This is a genomic window from Streptomyces sp. NPDC110618, assembly GCF_055657065.1.
The window spans coordinates 369,832-390,369 of the sequence record NZ_JBVKBN010000001.1; the positions used below are offsets into that span (position 1 = coordinate 369,832).

Consider the following 20,538-nt stretch of genomic DNA (forward strand, 5'->3'; position numbering starts at 1 on the left):
ATGCGCGGCACGGCAACCGCCTTGCTGTGGCGGGTGATTCTGGCGGTCGCCCTGGTGTGCGCGATCGGTGTGCTGCCCTGGGCCTCGCACACCGACCCCGCCCTCACCGTCCTCAAGGCACGCTCCGCCGACCGCGACCCCACCCCCGAGGTACTGGCGGACATCAGGGACCGACTCGGGCTCGACGCGGGCCCGTCGCACCTGCTCGGCGACTGGGCGGCCGGGCTGTGGCGAGGTGACCTCGGCCGGTCCTGGCTCAACGGCGCGGAGGTCGCCCCCACGGTCCTCCACGCCCTCGGCGTCTCCCTGCTGCTGATGGCCGTCGCACTGGTGGCCGCCGGAGTCACCGCCGCGCTGATCTGTGCCCGCACCCTGTGCCGGGGCGGCCGTGACCGCAAGGCGAGCGGCACCGGCTCCGCCGTGCTCGCCGCGCTGCCCGAGTTCCTCACCGCCACCGTGCTCGCCACGGTCGTCGGCGTCCAGCTGGGCTGGCTGCCCGCCCTCGGCTGGTACGGACCCCGGTGGACGATCCTGCCCGCGCTCGCCCTCGGCCTGCCCGCGGGCGCCGTCCTCGGACGGCTCCTCGACGACCTGCTGCCCGGCGCCTTCGCCGAACCCTGGGCGCAGGCCGCCGCCGCGCGCGGACTGCCACGCCGTACCATCGCCCGCCAGGCGCTGCGCCGCAGCCTGCCCGGACTGCTGCCCAACACCGGCCTGTTCGTGGTCGGCCTGACCGGGGGAGCGGTCGCGGTCGAGCAGATCTTCGACATCCCGGGCCTCGGCCGCACGACCCTCCAGGCGGCGCTGGCCCAGGACCTGCCGGTCCTCCAGGCGGGCGCGCTGCTTCTGACGCTGCTCGCCGCCACGGCGGCGGCACTGGCCCATGTCGGCACCCGCCTGCTCATCGGCCCGGCCCTCCGCGACGGCGCCCTGCCGTCACCGCACCGCCCGGCACCTGAGGCACGAGGGTTCCTGCCCCTCGCGCTCGCCCTGGCGCTCCTGGCGGTCATCGCCGCCGGCCTGCACCGCGACCCGCTCGCCCTGGACACCGGCGCACGCCTGCAACCCCCGTCCTGGAGCCACCCGTTCGGTACGGACGCACTTGGCCGGGACATGCTGGCCCGGGTGGCGCACGGCGCGCTGGATACCCTGCTCCTCGCGACGACGATCAGCGCGGCCACCCTGGTGCTGGGCGTCCTGCTGGGCCTGGCCCCCCGGCTGTCCGGCCCGCTCGTGGACACGATCTCCGCCCTGCCCCCGGTCCTCCTCGCCCTCCTCGTCACCGCGGTCGCGGGCACCGGAACCGCCACCCCGGCCCTCGCGGTCACGGCCGTGGCCTGGGCGCCGCTGGCCGCGCACACCTCGGCCCTCCTGCGCCAGGAACGCGCCGCCCTCCACATCACCGCCGCCAAGGCGCTCGGCGCGGGCCCCGCCCAACTGCTGCGGCACGACATCCTCCCCGCGATCCTGCCCCCGGTCACCCGGCACGCCCTGCTCCGCCTGCCCGGCATCGCGCTGTCCCTGGCATCCCTTGCCTTCCTCGGCCTCGGCGCCCAACCGCCGTCCCCCGAATGGGGCTTGCTGCTGGCGGAGAACCAGCCGTACGCGGAACGCGCCCCGTGGGCGGTGCTGGCGCCGGCGGTACTGCTCGCCCTGCTCGGGGCGCTGGCGGTCACTGCGGCCGGGGGTGTGCGGCGGGGGCGGCCGTGACCACGGGGCCGAACCTTTCGGAAAGGGGTCGTTGTTGGAACGGGCAGGCATCCCCCAAGACCCGACTCCCCGCCCTCCTGCGGCTTCTGATCCTCACTCAGCTCGCCTTCAACATCGGCTTCTTCGCCGTCCTGCCCTTCCTCTCCGCGCACCTGGGACAGGGCATCGGCATGGCGGGCTGGCTCGTGGGCTTCGTACTGGGACTGCGGACCTTCAGCCAGCAAGGGCTGTTCGTGGTCGGGGGCGCGCTCGCCGACCGGTACGGGGTGCGGCCCGTCGTTCTCGCCGGATGCGCGTTGCGGATCGCCGGGTTCGTCTGGCTCGGGTTCGCCGAAGAGGCATGGGCCGTGGTCGCGGCGGTGCTGCTCATCGGGTTCGCCGCCGCGCTGTTCTCACCCGCGGTGGAGTCCGAGGTCGCGCGGCAGGCCGTGGTGCACGAGAGCGAGGGCGGCTCGCGGGCCCGCGTGCTCGCGTTGTTCACGGTGGCCGGGCAGGCCGGGGCGTTCGTCGGGCCGTTGCTGGGCGCCCTGCTGCTGCGCGTCGACTTCCGCGCGGTGTGTCTGTGCGGCGCCGGGGTCTTCGTGCTGGTCCTCGCCGCGCATGCCGTGCTGTTGCCGCAGCACATCCCGGGACGCGGACGCGTCCAGCTCCGCGGCGGCCTCGGGCCGTTGCTGCGCAACCCCCGCTTCCTGGCGCTGTGCTGCGCCTACGGGGCCTGTCTGCTCGCCTACAACCAGCTCTATCTCGCGCTGCCCGCCGAAGTCGAGCGGGTGACCGGGTCACAGGCGGCGCTGGCCTGGCTGTTCGCGCTGTCCTCGTTGCTCGTCGTGGCCGCTCAACTGCCGGTAACGCGCTGGGCGGACGAGCGGCTCGGGCCCCGCCGGTCCATGGCCGCCGGGCTGTTGGCCGTCGCGGGTGGGTTCGTCGTCGTGGCGGCGGTGCGTACCGCCGGGCTGTGGCCCGCGGCCGGGTTCGTCGTCCTGCTCACGCTCGGCCAGATGCTCGTGGCGCCGGCCGCGCGGGCGTGGGTGCCGGATCTCGCCGAGGAGGGGCGGCTCGGGCTCTACACCGGGGCCATGTCGTCGGTGTCGGGGCTCGTCGTGCTGGTCGGCAGTTCGGCGAGCGGGGCCCTGCTGAGCAGCGGGCTGCCTCCGGCCGTGCCGTGGCTGGTCCTCGCGCTCGTGCCCGTGGTGGCGGTGGGGGTGCTGCCGCGGCGTTCGCACGAACCGTCCCGCGAGCGGCCCGCCTCCGGGCACCGCTGACCGCCTCTCAGGCGGCCACCAGCTCCTCCGTCGCCACGACCTCCTCGACCCGCCGCGAGGTGCGGTACAGCCACAGCACATCCCGGCCGAAGGACCACACCAGCGCGGCCAGCGCGGTCGCCACGACGGCGGTCGCCGCCAGGTGCGGGAGCAGCCCCGAGGCGGCCAGCAGCAGGAACACGCCCTGCGTCGCGGCCACCGTCTTGCGGGCCGTGCTCGGGGGCAGCGCGGCGTTCAGCCACGGCCAGAAGCGGGCGGCGGCGACGAAGGCGTAGCGCATGCCGCCGATCAGCAGCACCCACGGGCCGTGCGCCATGGACACGTAGACGCTGAGCACCAGGATCAGGAAGGCGTCGACCTCCATGTCGAAGCGGGCGCCGAGCGCGGTGGAGGTGCCGGTCCTGCGGGCGACCTTGCCGTCGACGCCGTCCAGGATCAGGGCGACCGCGGTCAGACCGACCAGCAGGGACAGCGGGGGCGGGCTCTGGAAGGAGTCCGCGACCAGCGCGGTCACGCCGCCGACGAGGATGGAGCGGCCCAGGGTGACCCGGTTGGCGGGACCGAAGGAACGCAGTCGGGAGCGGTGCAGTGCGCGTGAGAGCACCGCCCAGGTGGCGACGGCGAAGGCCAGCCCGGTGAGCCAGCCCGCGGGGCCCATGCCGATCGCAGTGCCGAGCAGCGTCAGCACCAGGATCTGGACGCCCGCACCGAGGGCGGTCTCCTGCTGGACCAGCCTCGCGTCGTAAGTGTTGTTCAGGGCCACCGAACATCCTCCGGCCGTGTGACAGAGTCGATCAACGCCGCGTACTGTGCGCGGCCTGTGCACACCTCGGTACGTGCAGCACTTCCCGATCGTTCAGGAGGATTTGGATGAAGCCACCCGCTCGGGCGTTCTGGCTCAGCAGTCCGGGTGAAGGCGAGATCAGGGAGGTTTACCTTCCGGATCCCGCCGAGGGCGAGGTGCTGGTCCGCGCCCTGTACTCCGGCGTCAGCCGCGGCACCGAGACCCTCGTCTTCCGCGGCGGCGTCCCCGAGAGCCAGCACGCGGCGATGCGGGCCCCCTTCCAGGAGGGCGACTTCCCGGCCCCGGTGAAGTACGGCTACCTCAGCGTCGGCGTCGTCGAGCAGGGCCCCGCCGACCTCGTCGGCAGCACCGTCTTCTGCCTGTACCCGCATCAGACCCACTACGTCGTCCCGGTCTCCGCCGTGACCCGGGTACCCGACCACGTGCCCGCCGAACGCGCCGTCCTCGCCGGCACCGTCGAGACCGCCGTCAACGCCCTGTGGGACGCGGCACCCCTGGTCGGCGACCGGATCGCGGTGGTCGGCGGCGGCATGGTCGGCAGCTCGGTCGCCGCGCTGCTCGCCCGCTTCCCCGGCGTACGGCTGCAACTCGTGGACGCCGACCCGGCGCGCGCCGAGACCGCGAAGGCGCTCGGCGTCGACTTCGCGCTGCCCGACCAGGCGCGCGGGGAGTGCGACCTGGTGGTGCACGCCAGCGCCACCGAACAGGGCCTGGCCCACTCGCTCGAACTGCTGCGCGCCGAAGGCACGGTCGTCGAACTGAGCTGGTACGGCGACCGCAGGGTCGGCCTCCCGCTCGGCGAGGCCTTCCACTCCCGGCGCCTGACCGTGCGCAGCAGCCAGGTCGGCACCGTCTCCCCGGCCCGCGCAAGCCGCACGTACGCCGATCGGCTGGCCCTCGCCCTGGACCTGCTGGCCGACCCGCGCCTGGACGCCCTGGTCACCGGAGAAAGCGCGTTCGAGGAGTTGCCGGAGGTGATGCCGCGACTGGCGTCCGGCGCCATTCCGGCCCTGTGCCACCGGGTGCGGTACACCGACGAGCGCCTGACCTGAGAAAAGAGTGAGAGACGGCTGAACAAGGGGAAGCGAAGAGCCGTACTAGTGCACATCCGCGGCAAGGACCGGCCGGGGATCAGACGCGCCGCACCTGGAGGGTCGTCCGTTGTTCAGCATCACCGTCCGCGATCACATCATGATCGCCCACAGCTTCCGCGGCGAGGTCTTCGGACCCGCACAGCGCCTGCACGGAGCGACGTTCCTCGTGGACGCCACGTTCCGGCGCGAACAGCTGGACGAGGACAACATCGTCGTCGACATCGGGCTCGCCACCCAGGAACTGGGCGCCGTCGTCGCCGAACTGAACTACCGCAATCTCGACAACGAACCGGACTTCGCCGGGATCAACACCTCCACCGAGTTCCTCGCCAAGGTCATCGCCGACCGGCTCGCCGAGCGCGTCCACAGGGGGGCGCTGGGGGAGAACGCCAAGGGTCTGGCCGGGATCACCGTCACGCTCCACGAGTCGCACGTCGCCTGGGCGAGTTACGAGCGTGCCCTGTGACCGACACGACCGTGGAACGGGCCCGGCTGACGTACGTGCCCGTACAGAACTCCGCCCTGAAGAACGCCGAGATCGTGCCCATGTCCCTGCGCTCCGTGCACTTCGTGATGCCGGGCGGCGTCGACGACCCGGCGAACCCGAGCGGCGGCAACGCCTATGACCGGCGGGTGAGTCTGGATCTGCCCGGCTTCGGCTGGCAGGTGCACAAGCACACTGTCGCGGGCGAGTGGCCCCGGCCCGGTGAGACGGCGCGCGCGGAACTGGTTCGGACGCTGCGGGAGTTCCCGGACGGCACGGTCGTCCTGCTCGACGGGCTTGTCGCCTGCGGGGTGCCGGAGATCGTCGTACCCGAGGCGCAGCGGCTGAGGCTCGCGGTGCTGGTGCACCTGCCGCTCGGCGACGAGACGGGGCTGTCGCCCGAGGCGGCGGCCGAGCTGGACGCGCTGGAGCGGGAGGTGCTGCGGGCGGTGCCCGCAGTCATCGCGACCTCCGACTGGGCGGTCCGCCGGCTCGTCTCCCACCACGGCCTCGCCCCGGACCGGGTGCACTGCGCCGCCCCCGGCGCCGACATCGCCCCGCTCGCCTCCGGCACCGACGGCGTCTCCCGGCTGCTGTGCGTGGCCGCCGTGACCCCGCGCAAGGGCCAGCACCGGCTGATCGAGGCGCTGGCCGCGGTCACCGACCTGCCCTGGAGCTGCACCTGCGTGGGCAGCCTCACCCAGGACCCCGAGTACGTGGCCGGGCTGCGCGAACTGATCGCGAAGCACGGCCTGGAGGACCGGCTGGTGCTGGCCGGACCGCAGGCCGGCGCCGAACTGGACGCCAGCTACGCCGCCGCCGACCTCATGGTCCTCACCTCCTACGCCGAGACCTACGGCATGGCGGTGACCGAGGCGCTGGCCCGGGGCATCCCGGTGCTGGCCACCGATGTCGGCGGACTGCCCGAGGCGGTCGGCCGCGCCCCCGACGGCGGCGTGCCCGGCATCCTCGTGCCGCCGGAGGACCCCGCCGCGCTCGCCGCCGAACTGCGCGGCTGGTTCGGCGAGGCGGATGTACGACGCCGGCTGAAGGCGGCCGCCCGAGGGCGGCGGGCCGCCCTCGACGGCTGGGCCACCACGGCGCGCAGCCTGGCCGGAGTACTGGGCCGACTGCCGGACGAACCCAGGAGGGCGGCATGAGGAAGACGGCTGCGACACAGGACGCGGGACTGATCCCGGGACAGCCCGGACCGAGGGAGACGGAGACCATGAGCGACTCCGTGATCCCCGGCGCGGGCCCCACACAGGCCCTCCCCGCCACGGACCACGATCCCGTCCCCACGGCTCACCGGGGCGCGGGCCCCACCCCCCGCCCCGGTGAGCGCCCCACGGTCAAGCTGCGCGAGGACGGCCCCGACGACCCGCCGCGGTACGCCCCCGAGTGGCTGGAGCTGCGCGAGGGGCCCGACGGGGCGGCGCGCGCCAACGACCTGATCGACCCGCTGCGGGTGCGGCTGGCCAACCTGCCCGGCCGCGCCGGCGGACTGGTCATCCACGACCTGGGCTGCGGCACCGGTTCCATGGGCCGCTGGCTGGCGCCCCGGCTGGACGGCGCCCAGCACTGGATCCTGCACGACCGCGACCCCTACCTGCTGCACTTCGCGGCCGTCGCCTCGCCGCGCGCCGCCGCCGACGGCAGCCGGGTCACCGTGGAGACCCGGCGCGGCGACGTCGCCCGGCTCACCCCGGACGCCCTGGCCGGCGCCTCCCTGGTGACCGCGTCCGCGCTGCTCGACGTGCTCAACCGGGAGGAGATCGACACCCTCGTCGACGCCTGCGCCGGTGCGGGCTGCCCGGCGCTGCTGACGCTGTCCGTCGTGGGCCGGGTGGAACTCACCCCCGCCGACCCGCTGGACGAGGAGATCGCCGAGGCGTTCAACGACCACCAGCGGCGCGGCGACATGCTCGGCCCGGACGCCCTCAACGTCGCCTGCGAGGCGTTCGCCGCGCGCGGCGCGACGGTACGCGTCCACCCCAGCCCGTGGCGGCTCGGCCCCGAGGACGCCGCGCTCACCGCGCAGTGGCTGCGCGGCTGGGTCGGCGCCGCCGTGGAACAGCGCCCCGAACTGCGCGAACCGGCCGAGCGCTACCTGCGCGAGCGGCTGGCGGCCTGCGAGGCGGGCGAGTTGCGGGTCGTCGTCCACCACAGCGACCTGCTCGCCCTCTCCCGCCCGACGGACGGGACCACGTCATGACCACGGAGACGGCGGCGCCACCCGCGCCGCTGACGGGCCGCGCCCGCGGCCCCGTACGCGCCTCGGTGGCGAGGATGGCCCGGCGGCGAACCCTCACGCCCAGGGCCGCGCGCTCCTGCGCGCACCTGCGAGAGGGCCGGCCGGCCGAGCCGCCGGCCGCTCCGGAGGTCCCCGCCGTCTCCGCACCCACCGACACCCCGGCCCCCCGCCGCCGCAACCTCCGCGCCCACCTGGGCACCCTCGCCGGAGTCGCCATCCTCGGCATCCTGCTGTGGCGGCTGGGCACCGGTGCCTTCGTGGACGGGCTGCGGCGGATCGACGCCCCGGGCGTCCTCGCGGCGGTCGGGATCGGGGTCGTCACCACCGTGTTCAGCGCGTGGCGCTGGCAGTTGACGGCGAAGTGGCTCGGCCTCCGGCTGCCGCTCGGCGCGGCCGTCGCCGACTACTACCGTGCCCTGTTCCTGAACGCGGCCCTGCCCGGCGGCGTCCTCGGTGATGTGCACCGGGCGGTCAGCCACGGCCGCAGCGCCGGTGACCTGAGCCGCGGCGTGCGCTCCGTGGTCCTCGAACGGGTCGCCGGACAGGTCGCGTTGGCGCTGGTCGGCGGGGTCGTCCTGCTGACCATGGAGTCGCCGGTGCGCGACGAGGCACGCCACTTCGTGCCGCTCGTCGCACTCGCCGCTCTCGGCGCGCTCGCCGTGGTGCTCGCCGTACGGCTCAGCCGGCCGGCCTCCCGGCGGCGTCTCCTGCCGTCGTTCCACAAGGCGTCGTGGCTGCGGTACGGGCCCGGCGTCGCCGTGTCCTCGATCGTCGTCCTGGCCGGACACATCGCCACGTTCGTGCTCGCCGCCCGCGTCGCGGGCAGCGACGCCTCCGTCGCCGTACTCCTGCCGCTGGCCGTGCTCGCGCTGCTGGCGATGAGCCTGCCGCTCAACGTCGGCGGCTGGGGACCCCGCGAAGGCGTCACCGCCTGGGCGTTCGGCGCCGCCGGACTCGGCGCGGGCAGCGGGCTCGCGGTGGCCGTCGTGTACGGCGTGCTGTGCCTGGCCGCGAGCCTGCCCGGTGTCCTGGTGCTGGTGGGACGCCGCCGGACGCCCTACTCTGCGCCCAGCACGGCGAAATACGCCGCGAAGGAATCCGAAAGGCTCGCCAACAACTCCTTCCCCTTTTCCGCCGAACCCAAGGAGGGACGGCCGATGACACCCGAATCGGTATAGGCGGACATACCGAGGGAGAGCAGATGACGCCGGTCGTCAGCGACGAAATCGGAGGTCTCGTATCCGGGCCGCAGTATTTCCGGATGCGTATGGAGAAGGATGGAGGTCTCAATTTCCCCGGCGTGCATGTCGGTGAGCAGCGAGGTGGCCACTCCGGCCCGTTCCCGAGCCGCTTCCCAGTCCTCCACCGCAGGGAACAGCGCCATCCGCTCACCGCGCGCGGAGGACTCCTGAACGACATTGCCCAGTACGTAATTTCCGCCGTGCCCGTTGACCACCACCAGGGCGTCCACGCCGGAACGGCGGAGCGAATCCGCTATGTCCCGAATCACCGCATGAAGGGTCACCGAGGAGATGCTGACGGTCCCCGGCCACGCCGCGTGCTCGTGCGAGCAGGAGATCGTCACCGGGGGAAGGAGGTGCACCGGATACGCCTCGGCGATCTCCCGGGCGATCGCGCACGCCACCAGCGTGTCCGTGGCCAGCGGCAGGAAGGGGCCGTGCTGTTCGAAGCTGCCCACGGGAAGGACGGCGACCTGCCGTGAGACGCCCGCCCCGCGCGTCCGTACGTCCTCCGTGGTGTCCGCCGGCACCAGCCCGGATGCCGACCGAGTCCCCGAACCACTCATCTTTTCACGGCCTTTCGTCTCTGCTTAGGAACCAGATCATGACAGAAAAAGTTGGCGTACTCGGAACGAAGACCCCCAAGCGCACCGGCGTGGAACGCGTAGTGAATGCGCCCTTGCCCACGGTGTACGGGGAATTCCGCGCGGTCGGCTACCTCGACCACGACCGCGGGGACGAGCAAGTGGCTCTGGTCTACGGTGAGATCGGCTCCGAGAACGTCCTCACGCGGCTGCATTCGGAGTGCCTGACCGGTGACGCGTTCGGCTCGCAGCACTGCGAGTGCGGCGACCAGCTGGCCTCCGCGCTGCGCGCGGTCGTCGCCGAGGGCAGCGGTGTGGTCGTGTACCTGCGCGGGCACGAGGGCCGCGGCATCGGCCTGCTCGCCAAGCTGCGGGCCATGGCCCTGCAGGCCGAGGGCCTGGACACGGTGGAGGCCAACCTCGCCCTGGGCCTGCCCGTCGACGCCCGCGACTACGGCGTCGCCGCCGGGATGCTCGCCGACCTCGGGGTGCGCTCGGTGCGGCTGATGTCGAACAACCCGCGCAAGCGGGAGGCGCTGGTGGAGCACGGCATCACGGTCGCCGAGACGGTCCCGCTGCTCATCCCGCCGTGCGAGAGCAACATCACCTACCTGCGCACCAAGCGGGAGCGCCTGGACCACCACCTGCCCCATCTGGACGCCGTGGCCCACTGGTCCTGATTCCGGACCCGGTCGCCCGGACAGGAAGAGGGCATGAGTGACGACATCCTCTTCCTCTCCGGCGACCGGGTGACCCGGCTGCTGTCCTGGGACGCGGCCATCACCTCGCAGCGCGCCGCGTTCGAAGCCCTCGGTACCTCGGGAGCCGACGCGCCCGGGAAGATCATGCACCCGAGCCGCTTCGACGACAGCGTCATGTTCGCCTACCTGTCCCGGCTGTCGGCGGACACCGGGGCGGTGGCGAAGATCGGCAGCGTCAACCCGGCCAACGCGGCGGCTGGAATCCCCACGGTGCACGCCCTGGTCACCGCCCTGGACCCGGTGACGGGCCGGCCGGTCGCCGTCCTGGACGGCACCGCGCTGACCACCCTGCGCACGGCCGCGGGCAGCGCCGTCGCCGTCGACCTGCTCGCCCCGCCCGGCGGCGCCGAGCTCGCGATCCTCGGCTCCGGCACCCAGGCCCTCGCCCACGTCCGGGCCCTGGCGCGGGTGCGGGACCTGAAGTCGGTACGGCTGTGGAGCCCGACCGCGCGCAACCGGGAGCGCGCCGCCGACACCCTCACGGCCGAACTGGGGCTCACCGTCGAGCCGGTCGGCAGCGCCGAGGAGGCCGTGCGCGAGGCCACGCTGGTCGTCGCCTGCACCCTCAGCACCACGCCGGTCGTCCACGGGGCGTGGCTCCCGCCCGGCTGCACGGTGGTGAGCGTCGGCTCGTTCGAACCGACCAGGTGCGAGGTCGACGCGGAGGTGCTGCGGCGGGCGGCGGCCGTGGTCGTCGACGACCCGGAGACCGCCGCGCACCACGCCGGGCCGATCGTCGCCGCGGGGCTGGCGGCGGACGACCTGATCCCCCTCGGCGGCGTCGTCACCGGCGCCCGCACCGCCCGCACCGGGCCGGGGGACATCGTCTACTACAACAGCGTCGGCCTGGGCATTCAGGACGCCGCCGCGGCCTGGGCTGTCATCCGTGCGGCACGGGAGACGGACCGGTGAGGGCCGAGGTCGTGATCGTCGGCGGCGGGGTGATGGGCACCAGCATCGCCTGCCACCTCGCCCGCGCGGGCGTCCGGGACGTCGTCCTCGTCGAGCGGGACGAACTGGCATCCGGTTCCACCTCCAAGGCGGCGGGCGGAGTGCGGGCGCAGTTCTCCGACGAGCTGAACATCCGGCTCGGCGCGCGCAGCCTGGCCGCCTTCGACCGGTTCGAGGCGGACACCGGGCAGGACATCGGCCTGCACAAGGTCGGCTACCTGTTCCTGCTCTCCACCCCCGGGGAAGTCACCGCCTTCGAGGCGGGCGTACGGCTCCAGAACTCCCTCGGCGTGCCCAGCCGCATGCTCGAACCGGCCGAGGCCCAGTCCCTCTCCCCGCTCATCCGGACCGACGGACTGCTCGCCGCCGCCTATTCGCCCGACGACGGCCACTGCACCCCCGAATCGGTCGTCCAGGGCTACGCGGCCACCGCCCGCCGCCACGGCGCGACGATCCTGCGGCACACCGAGGTCACCGGCATCGACGTCAGTGGCACCGCCGTCACCGCAGTACGGACCACCCAGGGCCCCATCGCCACCGGCACCGTCATCTGCGCGGCCGGAGCCTGGTCACGGGCCGTCGGCGCGATGGCCGGGGTCGACCTGCCCGTGGAACCGCTGCGCCGCCAGATCGCGGTCACCGAACCGGTCCCGGACCTGCCGCCGAACCTCCCCATGACCATCGACTTCACCACCAGCCTCTACTTCCACGCCGAGGGCCCCGGCCTGCTGCTCGGCATGTCCGACCCCGACGAACGCCCCGGCTTCGACACCCGCACCCACGACCGCTGGATCCCCCGCCTGTACGAGGCCATGGAGCACCGCGCCCCCGCCCTGCTCGACCTGCGCCGCACCGGCGGCTGGGCCGGTCTGTACGAGGTCACCCCGGACCACAACGCCCTGATCGGCGAGGCCGCCTCCGTCTCCCGCTTCCTGTACGCGACCGGGTTCAGCGGTCACGGCTTCCTGCAGGGGCCCGCCGTCGGCGAGGTCGTCCGCGACCTGTACCTGGGCCGCGTACCCTTCGTGGACGTCAGCCCCTTGAGCGCCGACCGGTTCGCGGCCGACGCCCTGCGCCCGGAGGTCAACTGCGTATGACCGAACTCCATCTGTGGCTGCGGCACGAGGTCCGCACCACCGAGCGCCGCACCCCCGTCGTCCCGTCCGACGCCCGCCGACTCGTCGACAACGGCGTGACGGTGACCGTCGAGGAGTCCCCGCAGCGGATCTTCCCGATCGAGGAGTACGAGAAGGCCGGCTGCCGGACCGCCGAGGCGGGCTCGTGGGTGTCGGCGCCGGACGACGCCGTGATCGTAGGCCTGAAGGAACTGCCCGGCGAACCGGCCGGGTTGCGGCACCGGCATGTCTTCTTCGGGCACGCCTACAAGGGGCAGCCCGGCGCCCGCGCGCTGCTGGAGCGGTTCGCCGCCGGGGGAGGGGCGCTCTACGACGTCGAGTACCTGGTGGACGACAGCGGGCGGCGCCTGGCCGCCTTCGGGTTCTGGGCCGGATACCTCGGCGCCGCCCTCGCCGTCCTCCAGCACCGGAGGCGGCTCACCGCGCCCCTGGAGCCGACGACCAGGCCGGAGCTGGACGAGCTGTTGCGCGGCGACGGGGACTTCACCGCGCTGGTGATCGGCGCCCTCGGGCGCAGTGGCCGGGGCGCCTGCGAGGCGTTCCGGGCGGCCGGGGTCGAGCCGACCCGCTGGGACCTCGCCGAGACCCGCGAACTGGACCGCCCCGCCCTGCTGGCGCACGACGTCATGGTCAACGCCGTCCTCGCCACCACCCCGATCCCGCCGTTCCTGCGCGAGGAGGACCTGGACACCCCCGGCCGCAGGCTGCGCACCCTGTGCGACGTCACCTGCGACGCCGGGTCGCCGCTGAACGTGCTGCCGATCTACGACCGCACCACCGACTGGACGGACCCGGCCCGTCGGCTGCGCGAGGAGCCGCCGCTGGAGCTCATCGCCATCGACAACCTGCCCTCCCTGCTCCCGGCCGAGTCCAGCACCGACTTCTCGGCGGCGCTGATGCCGCAGCTGCTGGAGTTCGGGACCGGGGCGGCGTGGGCGCGGTGCCGGGAGCGGTTCGAGCAGGCGTGCGCGGAGACCGGGGTCGCGTCGTGACCGGGGCGAGCGGCACCGTCCACTGGGTCGGTGCCGGACTGTCCACCGGCAGTGGTCTGGCCCGGCTGTGCGAGACGGCAGCACGGGTGCGCTTGTGGCATCGCACCGAGGACCGTGCGGCGTTGGCGCTCGCCGCCCGGGGCCTGACCGGACGGGCCGAGCCCCGCGCGTACACCCCGGACGCGCTGGGCGCCGAACTCGCCCCTGGCGATGTCGTCGTGTCGATGCTGCCCGCGCCCGAGCACGCCGGGCTGCTGGCCGCCTGTGTGGCGCGGCGGGCCCACTTCGCCTGCTCCAGCTATGTGTCGGACGCGGTGCTGGAACAGGTCCCGGCGGCGCGCGCGGCCGGTCTGGTCGTGCTCACCGAGGCGGGCCTCGATCCGGGCATCGACCACCTCTTCGCCCACAGCCTGGTCGCCCGCGCCCGCGAGGCCGTCGGCGACGGTACGGCCGCCTCGTACCGGCTGACCTCGTACTGCGGCGGAGTCCCCGCCGAGCCGAACGACTTCCGCTACCGCTTCAGCTGGGCGCCCCTCGGCGTGCTCAACGCCCTGCGCTCGCCCGCCCGTTACATCGACAACGGCGCCGAGAACACCGCGGACCGCCCCTGGGAGGCGACCCGGCGGCACACCATCGAGGGGGAGGCCTTCGAGGCGTACCCCAACCGGGACAGCCTGCCTTTCGTCGAGCAGTACGAGCTGCCCGCCGAGTGGAAGCCGAGCACCTTCGTGCGCGGAACCCTGCGGCTGGACGGCTGGCTGCGCGCCTGGGACGGCGTGTTCGCCGAACTGCGGCGCGGCGACGACGAGCGGATCGCCGCGCTGGCCCAGGAGTTGGCGGCCCGGTACCCGACGACGGAGAAGGACCGGGACCGGGTGGTCCTGGAGGTCTCGCTCGATGTGCGCGGCGCCAACGGCGCGTCCTGGTCGGGCGGTTACCTGCTCGACATGGCCGGCGACGAGGAGGAGAGCGCGATGGCCCGCTGTGTCTCCCGCCCCCTCGCGCTCGGCGTCCGGCACATCCTGGACGGCTCCCTGCCGCCGGGCCTGAGCCGGGCCGCCGAGACGGCGGCCCGATCCGAGCAGTGGCTGCGCGAACTCGTCCCCGAAGGAGTGGAGTTCACCCTGCGCGTCAGCCGGTGACGGCCTCGTGCACCAGCCTCTTGAGGTCCGGGAACACGGTGTGCGAGGTCTTCGGCCGCAGCTGCGTCATGAACTGCACCGTCAGATCGCGCGACGGGTCGACCCAGAAGGTCGTGGTCGCCGCGCCGCTCCAGCCGTAGGTGCCGGTGCGGGAGGGGGCGCGGGTGCGTGACGGGTCGACCACCACGGAGACGCCGAGGCCGAAGCCGAGGCCGTCGTTGCAGGGTTCGTCATGGGCCGGGCGGCTGCCGAAGGAGCGCAGATCGACGCCGCCCGGCAGATGGTTGGAGGTCATCAGGTCGACCGTGCTCGCGTCGAGCAGCCGGGTGCCGTCGAGTTCGCCGCGGCGGCGCAGCAGCTCCATGAACCGGTGGATGTCGTACGCGGAGGCCGCCATGCCGCCGCTGCCCGACAGGAAGCGGGGACGGCCGTGCAGCGGCAGTCCCGGGATCGGGGTGATACCGCCGTCGTCGGTGCCCCCGTACAACTCGGCGAGCCGGTCCGTCTGTTCGCCGCTCACCTCGAAGCCGGCGTCGGTCATGCCGAGCGGGCGGAAGACCCGTTCGGCCATGAAGACGTCCAGCGGCTGCCCGGAGACCACCTCGATGACCCGGCCGAGGACATTCGTGGCCACCGAGTAGTTCCACTGCGTGCCGGGGTCGAACTGGAGCGGCAGGCTCGCGTACACGTCGACGGTCTCGGCCAGGTTCGAGCCGGGCAGCACCGCCGAGTCCAGCTTGGCGTCCCGGTAGAGGGCGTCCACGGGATGGCAGTGGTAGAAGGCGAAGGTCAGTCCGGCCGTGTGGGTCATCAGATGCCGGATCAGCAGGGGACCGGCGGGCGGGCGGGTGCGGACCTCGGCACCCGAGCCGGAGACGTAGACGCGCGGTTCGGCGAAGGCGGGCAGATGACGGCCGACCGGGTCGTCGAGGTCCAGCCTGCCCTCCTCCACCAGCAGCAACGCGGCGACGGAGGTGACCGGTTTGGTCATGGAGTAGATCCGCCAGAGCGTGTCGGCCTCCACCGGCAGCCCGGCGGCGATGTCCCGCTGCCCGTAGGTGGTCAGGTGGGCGACGCGTCCGCCCCGGGCCACGGCGACCAGGAAGCCGGGCAGGCGGCCCTCGTCGACGTGGTGGGCGAAGTGCCGGTCGAGACGCCCCAGTGCCTCGGGGTCCAGGCCGACCTCGTCCGGTTCGACCTGTTGTCGCAGCAGTGCCATCGCTCTCCTTACCTGTGCGGCCCGTCGGATGGCCGGTTTACCCAGTCGGTACGGCCGGCGATCTCAACGTCGTTCAGGAACACGTGTACGGTTCCGTGGATCGGTGCCGGTCTCGCCGGTCGTGGCCGGGTCCCGTCCCGGCAGCGCGGCGCCCGCCGTCATTCCGGCCACGGCGAGCACGGGGAGGACCGCGAGCGGCAGCCGGGCGTCCCCGTCGGCGCCCATGAGGGCGGTCGCCAGGGCCACGCCCAGCACCGGGCCGAGGTTCATCGCGGTCTGCTGGAGCCCGCCCGCCACACCCGCCGAGGCGACCGGAGCCTCCCGCACGACGACATGCGTGGCGGCCACCATCACCGTGCCGAACCCGACCCCGAGCAGCCCGAACCCGGCACCCAGGCCCAGGGGCCCGGAAGCGCGGGAGAGCAGCCAGACCCCGGCGGCGAGGACGGCGAGCGCGGTCACGGTGGTGCGGCGCGCCCCGGCCCGGCGCAGCAGGACCGCGCAGCAGGGCGCGGCGGCCACCATCAGCACCGCGAGCGGCAGACAGCACAGCGCGGTGCGCCACGGGCCGAGGCCGAGGGTGTCCTGGAGCAGGAAGGTGGCGGCGAACAGGGTGCCGGACAGTGCGGCCGAGGCGGCGGTGAGGGTGCCGAGCCCGGCCCGGACCGGGGGTGCGCCGATGACGGCGGGGGGCAGCAAGGGGTTCGGTGTGCGGCGTTCGTGGCGCAGGAACAGGGCGCCGGTGACCGCCGTCAGCAGCAGAACGGGGGCCCGGTCGGGCAGGGCGACCAGGGCGTGCACCAGGGTGGCCAGGGCCGCCGCGAGCAGGAGGGCACCGGGCAGGTCGAGGGGGACCGGGGCGGTGGGGCGCGGGGCGCGTGCGGTGAGCGCCCACAGGCCGCACACCAGCGCGGGCAGGACGTTCAGCAGGAACACCGACCGCCAGCCGGGCCCGGCGACCAGCGCGCCGCCCACCAGCGGACCGGCGGCGGCAGCCACCCCGATGGCCGCGGTCCGCACGGCGATCGGGGTGCGCAGCCGGTCGGGCGGGTACGCGGCGCGCAGCATGCCCAGGGTGGCCGGTTGCAGGAGGGCGCCGCACACGCCCTGCGCGACCCTGAGTCCGATCACCGTGCCGATCCCGGAGGACAGGGCGATGCCCGCCGAGGTGAGGCCGAAGCCGAGCATGCCGAGCGCGAAGAGGCGGTGGTGGCCGTAGCGGTCGCCCAGGCGTCCGCCGAACACCAGCAGGCTCGCGACGGCCACCAGATAGCCGGTGCTGGTCCACTGGACCTGGGCGTGGGACGCGCCGAGTTCGCGTTGGAGGGCGGGCTGGGCGAGGGTGAGGACGGTGCCGTCCAGCGCGACGACCACGGCTCCCGCCACGCTCGCGACGAGGGTGGGGCGCGGGTTCACTCGCTGTCCGTCCCGACGTACACGGACAGTACCGTCCGTACCATGCGGTCGAAGTCCTCGCTGCCGACGGCGAGTTGCAGACTGCCCCAGCCCCACAGTTGGCCCACGCCGTGCAGATTCGCCCACAGGGCGCCGCCGACGAGCCGGGCGTCGGCGTCGGGGCGGATCCGTCCCACCAGCTCCACCAGCCTTCCGAACAGCGGCAGGCTGTGCTCGCGCAGGCCCAGGTGGCCGCTCTCCAGCAAGTCGTGACGGAACATCAGCTCGTACATGCCGCGCCGCTCCACCGCGAACCGCAGATAGGCGTGGGCCAGCGCGGTGAGCCCGGCCCGCGGGTCGGTGCCGGCCTGTGCCAGGGCCCGGTCGGCGCGCTCCGCCAGCTCGACGAAGCCGCGCCGGGCGATGGCCGACAGCAGCTCCAGATGGGTGGGGAAGTAGCGGCGCGGCGCCCCGTGCGAGACCCCCGCCCGGCGGGCGATCTCCCGCAGTGTGAGCGCCTGCACGCCCTCGCTGAGGACCAGTTCCACCCCGGCATCGACCAGCCGTTCGCGCAGCCCCGCCTCGGAATCACCCATAGACACTGTCTACCAGGTGGGCGTAGACACTGTCTACGGTCAGGATGCGGAGAACGGCGGAAATGATCGGCCCGCGGGAATCAACCGCGCCGCCCGGCCCGTTACCTGGACATGACTCAGGACCGCACTGAAGAGGCACTGCTCCACCTGCTCTCCGAGGGCCACGGGGGTGTACTGGTCACCCTCAAGCGCGACGGCCGCCCCCAGTTGTCGAACGTCACCCACGCCTACTACCCGGCCGAACGGATCATCCGGGTCTCCCTCACCGACGACCGCGCCAAGACCCGCAACCTGCGCCGGGACCCGCGCGCCTCCTACCACGTGACGACCGCCGACCGCTGGGCGTACACGGTGGCCGAGGGCACCGCCGAGCTGACGCCCGTCGCCGAGGACCCGCACGACGACACCGTCGAGGAGTTGATCAGGCTCTACCGGGACGTGCAGGGCGAGCACCCGGACTGGGACGACTACCGCGCCGCGATGGTCCGCGACCGGCGGCTCGTGCTGCGCCTGAAGGTGGACCGGGCGTACGGCATCCCCAAGAAGTGATCACTGGCGGCTGACGGTGCGGGTGACGCCGGCCAGGACGGTCGTGGCGAGGATCCAGCCCGCCAGCACCAGCACGTAGGCGAGCCACTGCGCCCAGCCCTCCGGGGCGTAGGCGGACTCCTGGCCGAAGGAGATCACCGGGACGAGCAGGTCCAGGGCGAAGAACACCGGGTTGAAGTCCGGGGCCTCGTCGGGCTTGAGCGCGGGCGGCGGCTCCAGCGCGAAGGCGACGGAGCCGACCGCGAGCAGCGACAGCAGCCAGCCGAAGGCGCGCAGCGGGCGGAAGCCGTAGCCGACGGTGGCGTCCTGGACATGCCCCCACAGCCGGCCGTACCAGGAGAGCGTGGTGCGGTGGCGGCGCTGCTTGGCGAGCTGCACCAGCCGGGCGGCGTGGTCGTCGCCGGTGTGCCGGTATGCGGCGGTCAACTGCTCGTAGCCGTGCGGGTCGTAGCCGTTGCCGTCGCGTTCCAGCATCGGCAGGCGGCGCTCGACGGGCTCGTGCGGGGTGAGGAAGGTGTAGGTGAGGTCCAGGATCCGCACCTCCTCGGGCAGCATCTCAGGTTCCAGATCGAGCTGTTCGATCTGGGTGCGGCGCAGATTGAGCCGCCCGGTCATCCGGGGCCCCTCGCGCAGCCAGAGTTCGCCGATGACGGCGCTGCTGGCACGCAGCGCGGTGTTGCCGGGGTTCGACAGCGTCGCCCGCAACAGGTCCAGGCGGCCGGGTACACGGATGCCGCGCAGATCCAGCCGTCCCTCGGCGCGCAGCCGCCGCCCGAGCAGATTGGCGCCGACCTCCAGGGAGTCGGCCTCCAGGACGGTGCCGCCGGGACAGCTCAGTTCGGCGTCCTCCAGGTCGATCGAACCGGCCACCCGGGCGCCGTCGAGCCGTATCTCGCCCTCGACGCGCAGCCCCGGCGCGCACAGGTCGTCCTCCACGGTGATCTGGTTGAGCCGCAGGGCGGGCAGGCCCGAGTCGGCGGCGGTCAGCCGGGCCCGCTCCAGGAACAGCGCCCCGGCGATCTGGGCGCCGCCGAGATGGATCGGCCCGCCGAACCGGCAGCCGGTGAGCCGGAGACTGCCGTCCACCCGGATCCGCGCCGCCGAAAGCCCCGGCAGTTCGGAGCCGCTGAGGTTGAGGTAGCTCAACTGGGCGCCGGATATGGAGGGTACGGCGTCGAAGTGGCAGTCGCTGAACCGTACGACGCAGTCGACGGTCGCGTACCGCAGGTCCAGTACCCCGGTGATACGGGCGCCCTGGAGTTTGACGGCGGCGATCTCACCCGGCTCGCGCGGCCCGTTCAGCAGCAGGGCCCGCAACACCCGGGCACGGACGGCGAGTTCGGTGCCGCCGTCGCGGAGGTCCACCACCGCGCCTGTGGCGAAGGCCCGCCAGACGCGTTGTTCGGCCGGTGTCAGATCGTTGATCTCCATCAGCCGCGACTCTGGCGGGCCCCTCGGCAGGTGTCAAACTCCTGTGCGCACGGCCTTACTTCGACTCGACGGCGTGGCCGCCGAACTGGTTGCGCAGCGCCGCGATCATCTTCATCTGCGGGGAGTCGTCCTGGCGGGACGCGAACCGCGCGAAGAGGGAGGCGGTGATCGCCGGGAGCGGTACCGCGTTGTCGATGGCTGCCTCGACCGTCCAGCGGCCCTCGCCGGAGTCCTCGGCGTAGCCGCGCAGCTTGTCCAGGTGCTCGTCCTCGTCGAGGGCGTTGACGGCGAGGTCCAGCAGCCAGGAGCGGATGACGGTGCCCTCCTGCCAGGAGCGGAAGACCTCGCGCACGTCGGTGACGGAGTCGACCTTCTCCAGCAGCTCCCAGCCCTCGGCGTAGGCCTGCATCATGGCGTACTCGATGCCGTTGTGGACCATCTTGGCGAAGTGCCCCGCGCCCACCTTGCCGGCGTGGACCGAGCCGAAGTCGCCCTCGGGCTTGAGCGCGTCGAAGATCGGCTGGACCCTGGCGACGTGCTCGGCGTCGCCGCCGTACATCAGCGCGTAGCCGTTCTCCAGGCCCCACACGCCGCCGGAGACACCGCAGTCCACGAAGCCGATGCCTTTCTCGGCCAGCTCGCGGGCGTGCTTCTCGTCGTCCGTCCAGCGCGAGTTCCCGCCGTCGACCACGGTGTCGCCCGGGGACAGCAGCTCTCCGAGCTCGTCGATGACGGACTGCGTGGCGGCACCGGCCGGGACCATCACCCACACCACGCGCGGGCCGTCGAGCCGCTCGACCAGTTCGGAGAGGGAGGCGACATCGGCGAGGTCCGGGTTGCGGTCGTAGCCCACGACGGTGTGGCCCGCGCGGCGGATCCGCTCGCGCATGTTGCCGCCCATCTTGCCGAGGCCGATGAGTCCGAGCTGCATT

Annotated in this window: 19 protein-coding genes and 1 pseudogene; 13 read left to right on the forward strand and 7 right to left on the reverse strand. The window is 73.4% G+C overall.

Annotation, left to right across the window (positions count from 1 at the left end; all coding sequences use genetic code 11):
• Together ACZ7L7_RS01565 and ACZ7L7_RS01570 are read left to right on the forward strand one after the other, a co-directional pair.
• The gene (locus ACZ7L7_RS01565) at positions 1–1,710 is read left to right on the forward strand and encodes an ABC transporter permease subunit (protein WP_472074361.1); all 1,710 of its coding nucleotides are present in this window, start codon (positions 1–3) and stop codon (positions 1,708–1,710) included.
• Complete coding sequence (locus ACZ7L7_RS01570) at positions 1,707–2,972, forward strand: MDR family MFS transporter (protein ID WP_472074363.1); 1,266 nt, start codon at positions 1,707–1,709, stop codon at positions 2,970–2,972. Before ACZ7L7_RS01565 ends, ACZ7L7_RS01570 begins: the two co-directional genes overlap by 4 nt.
• A 7-nt stretch (positions 2,973–2,979) precedes the next feature.
• On the opposite strand, the gene ACZ7L7_RS01575 is transcribed toward ACZ7L7_RS01570, so the two are convergent.
• Positions 2,980–3,735 carry a CDP-alcohol phosphatidyltransferase family protein gene (locus ACZ7L7_RS01575; RefSeq protein ID WP_285513795.1) on the reverse strand — a complete coding sequence of 252 codons (756 nt, stop codon included), beginning with the start codon at positions 3,733–3,735 and terminating at the stop codon, positions 2,980–2,982.
• A 107-nt stretch (positions 3,736–3,842) separates the two neighbouring features.
• On the opposite strand from ACZ7L7_RS01575, the gene ACZ7L7_RS01580 reads away from it, so the two are divergent.
• The 5 genes and pseudogenes from ACZ7L7_RS01580 to ACZ7L7_RS01600 form a co-directional block, all read left to right on the forward strand.
• Positions 3,843–4,829 carry a zinc-dependent alcohol dehydrogenase gene (locus ACZ7L7_RS01580; RefSeq protein WP_453601639.1) on the forward strand — a complete coding sequence of 329 codons (987 nt, stop codon included), beginning with the start codon at positions 3,843–3,845 and terminating at the stop codon, positions 4,827–4,829.
• Positions 4,830–4,938: 109 nt separating this feature from the next.
• Positions 4,939–5,337: a 6-pyruvoyl trahydropterin synthase family protein gene (locus tag ACZ7L7_RS01585; protein ID WP_285513797.1), complete on the forward strand. Its 399-nt coding sequence runs from the start codon at positions 4,939–4,941 to the stop codon at positions 5,335–5,337.
• Positions 5,334–6,515, forward strand: a complete 1,182-nt coding sequence (locus ACZ7L7_RS01590) for a glycosyltransferase family 4 protein (RefSeq protein WP_453601642.1) — start codon at positions 5,334–5,336, stop codon at positions 6,513–6,515. Before ACZ7L7_RS01585 ends, ACZ7L7_RS01590 begins: the two co-directional genes overlap by 4 nt.
• Complete coding sequence (locus tag ACZ7L7_RS01595; protein WP_453601649.1) at positions 6,512–7,570, forward strand: class I SAM-dependent methyltransferase; 1,059 nt, start codon at positions 6,512–6,514, stop codon at positions 7,568–7,570. Before ACZ7L7_RS01590 ends, ACZ7L7_RS01595 begins: the two co-directional genes overlap by 4 nt.
• A gap of 74 nt (positions 7,571–7,644) precedes the next feature.
• Positions 7,645–8,601, forward strand: a pseudogene (locus ACZ7L7_RS01600) (lysylphosphatidylglycerol synthase transmembrane domain-containing protein); the annotation flags it as partial.
• Positions 8,602–8,666: 65 nt separating this feature from the next.
• Here ACZ7L7_RS01600 and ACZ7L7_RS01605 read toward each other — a convergent pair.
• Positions 8,667–9,416 carry a creatininase family protein gene (locus ACZ7L7_RS01605; RefSeq protein WP_472074366.1) on the reverse strand — a complete coding sequence of 250 codons (750 nt, stop codon included), beginning with the start codon at positions 9,414–9,416 and terminating at the stop codon, positions 8,667–8,669.
• 38 nt (positions 9,417–9,454) lie between these two features.
• On the opposite strand from ACZ7L7_RS01605, the gene ribA reads away from it, so the two are divergent.
• The 5 genes from ribA to ACZ7L7_RS01630 are packed head-to-tail and all read left to right on the forward strand — an operon-like array spanning position 9,455 to position 14,416.
• Entirely contained in the window at positions 9,455–10,114 is a 660-nt protein-coding gene (gene ribA, locus ACZ7L7_RS01610; protein ID WP_285513801.1) for a GTP cyclohydrolase II, read from the forward strand.
• A 33-nt stretch (positions 10,115–10,147) separates the two neighbouring features.
• Positions 10,148–11,107 (forward strand): ornithine cyclodeaminase family protein, encoded by a 960-nt coding sequence (locus tag ACZ7L7_RS01615; protein WP_472074368.1) that lies wholly within the window; start codon positions 10,148–10,150, stop codon positions 11,105–11,107.
• The gene (locus tag ACZ7L7_RS01620) at positions 11,104–12,243 is read left to right on the forward strand and encodes an NAD(P)/FAD-dependent oxidoreductase (protein ID WP_472074370.1); all 1,140 of its coding nucleotides are present in this window, start codon (positions 11,104–11,106) and stop codon (positions 12,241–12,243) included. Before ACZ7L7_RS01615 ends, ACZ7L7_RS01620 begins: the two co-directional genes overlap by 4 nt.
• Positions 12,240–13,274 carry a saccharopine dehydrogenase gene (locus ACZ7L7_RS01625; RefSeq protein ID WP_472074372.1) on the forward strand — a complete coding sequence of 345 codons (1,035 nt, stop codon included), beginning with the start codon at positions 12,240–12,242 and terminating at the stop codon, positions 13,272–13,274. Before ACZ7L7_RS01620 ends, ACZ7L7_RS01625 begins: the two co-directional genes overlap by 4 nt.
• Entirely contained in the window at positions 13,271–14,416 is a 1,146-nt protein-coding gene (locus ACZ7L7_RS01630; protein WP_472074374.1) for a saccharopine dehydrogenase family protein, read from the forward strand. The genes ACZ7L7_RS01625 and ACZ7L7_RS01630 overlap by 4 nt, the downstream gene beginning before the upstream one ends.
• On the opposite strand, the gene ACZ7L7_RS01635 is transcribed toward ACZ7L7_RS01630, so the two are convergent.
• The 3 genes from ACZ7L7_RS01635 to ACZ7L7_RS01645 form a co-directional block, all read right to left on the reverse strand.
• Positions 14,406–15,635, reverse strand: a complete 1,230-nt coding sequence (locus tag ACZ7L7_RS01635; protein ID WP_285513805.1) for a serine hydrolase domain-containing protein — start codon at positions 15,633–15,635, stop codon at positions 14,406–14,408. The two genes, ACZ7L7_RS01630 and ACZ7L7_RS01635, sit on opposite strands and share 11 nt — an antisense overlap.
• Positions 15,636–15,698: 63 nt before the next feature.
• Positions 15,699–17,051: an MFS transporter gene (locus ACZ7L7_RS01640; protein WP_453601670.1), complete on the reverse strand. Its 1,353-nt coding sequence runs from the start codon at positions 17,049–17,051 to the stop codon at positions 15,699–15,701.
• Positions 17,048–17,626, reverse strand: coding sequence for a TetR/AcrR family transcriptional regulator (locus tag ACZ7L7_RS01645; RefSeq protein ID WP_471591623.1), 579 nt, complete (start codon positions 17,624–17,626; stop codon positions 17,048–17,050). Before ACZ7L7_RS01645 ends, ACZ7L7_RS01640 begins: the two co-directional genes overlap by 4 nt.
• A gap of 111 nt (positions 17,627–17,737) precedes the next feature.
• Here ACZ7L7_RS01645 and ACZ7L7_RS01650 point away from each other — a divergent pair, with 111 nt between their 5' ends.
• Entirely contained in the window at positions 17,738–18,175 is a 438-nt protein-coding gene (locus ACZ7L7_RS01650; RefSeq protein WP_471428063.1) for a PPOX class F420-dependent oxidoreductase, read from the forward strand.
• Here the strand turns inward: ACZ7L7_RS01650 and ACZ7L7_RS01655 are convergent, their stop codons facing one another.
• Positions 18,176–19,606: a membrane-associated oxidoreductase gene (locus ACZ7L7_RS01655; RefSeq protein WP_453601679.1), complete on the reverse strand. Its 1,431-nt coding sequence runs from the start codon at positions 19,604–19,606 to the stop codon at positions 18,176–18,178.
• Between the two features lie 55 nt (positions 19,607–19,661).
• The gene (gene gnd, locus ACZ7L7_RS01660) at positions 19,662–20,537 is read right to left on the reverse strand and encodes a phosphogluconate dehydrogenase (NAD(+)-dependent, decarboxylating) (protein ID WP_453601682.1); all 876 of its coding nucleotides are present in this window, start codon (positions 20,535–20,537) and stop codon (positions 19,662–19,664) included.
• Between the last annotated feature and the right edge of the window lies 1 nt (position 20,538).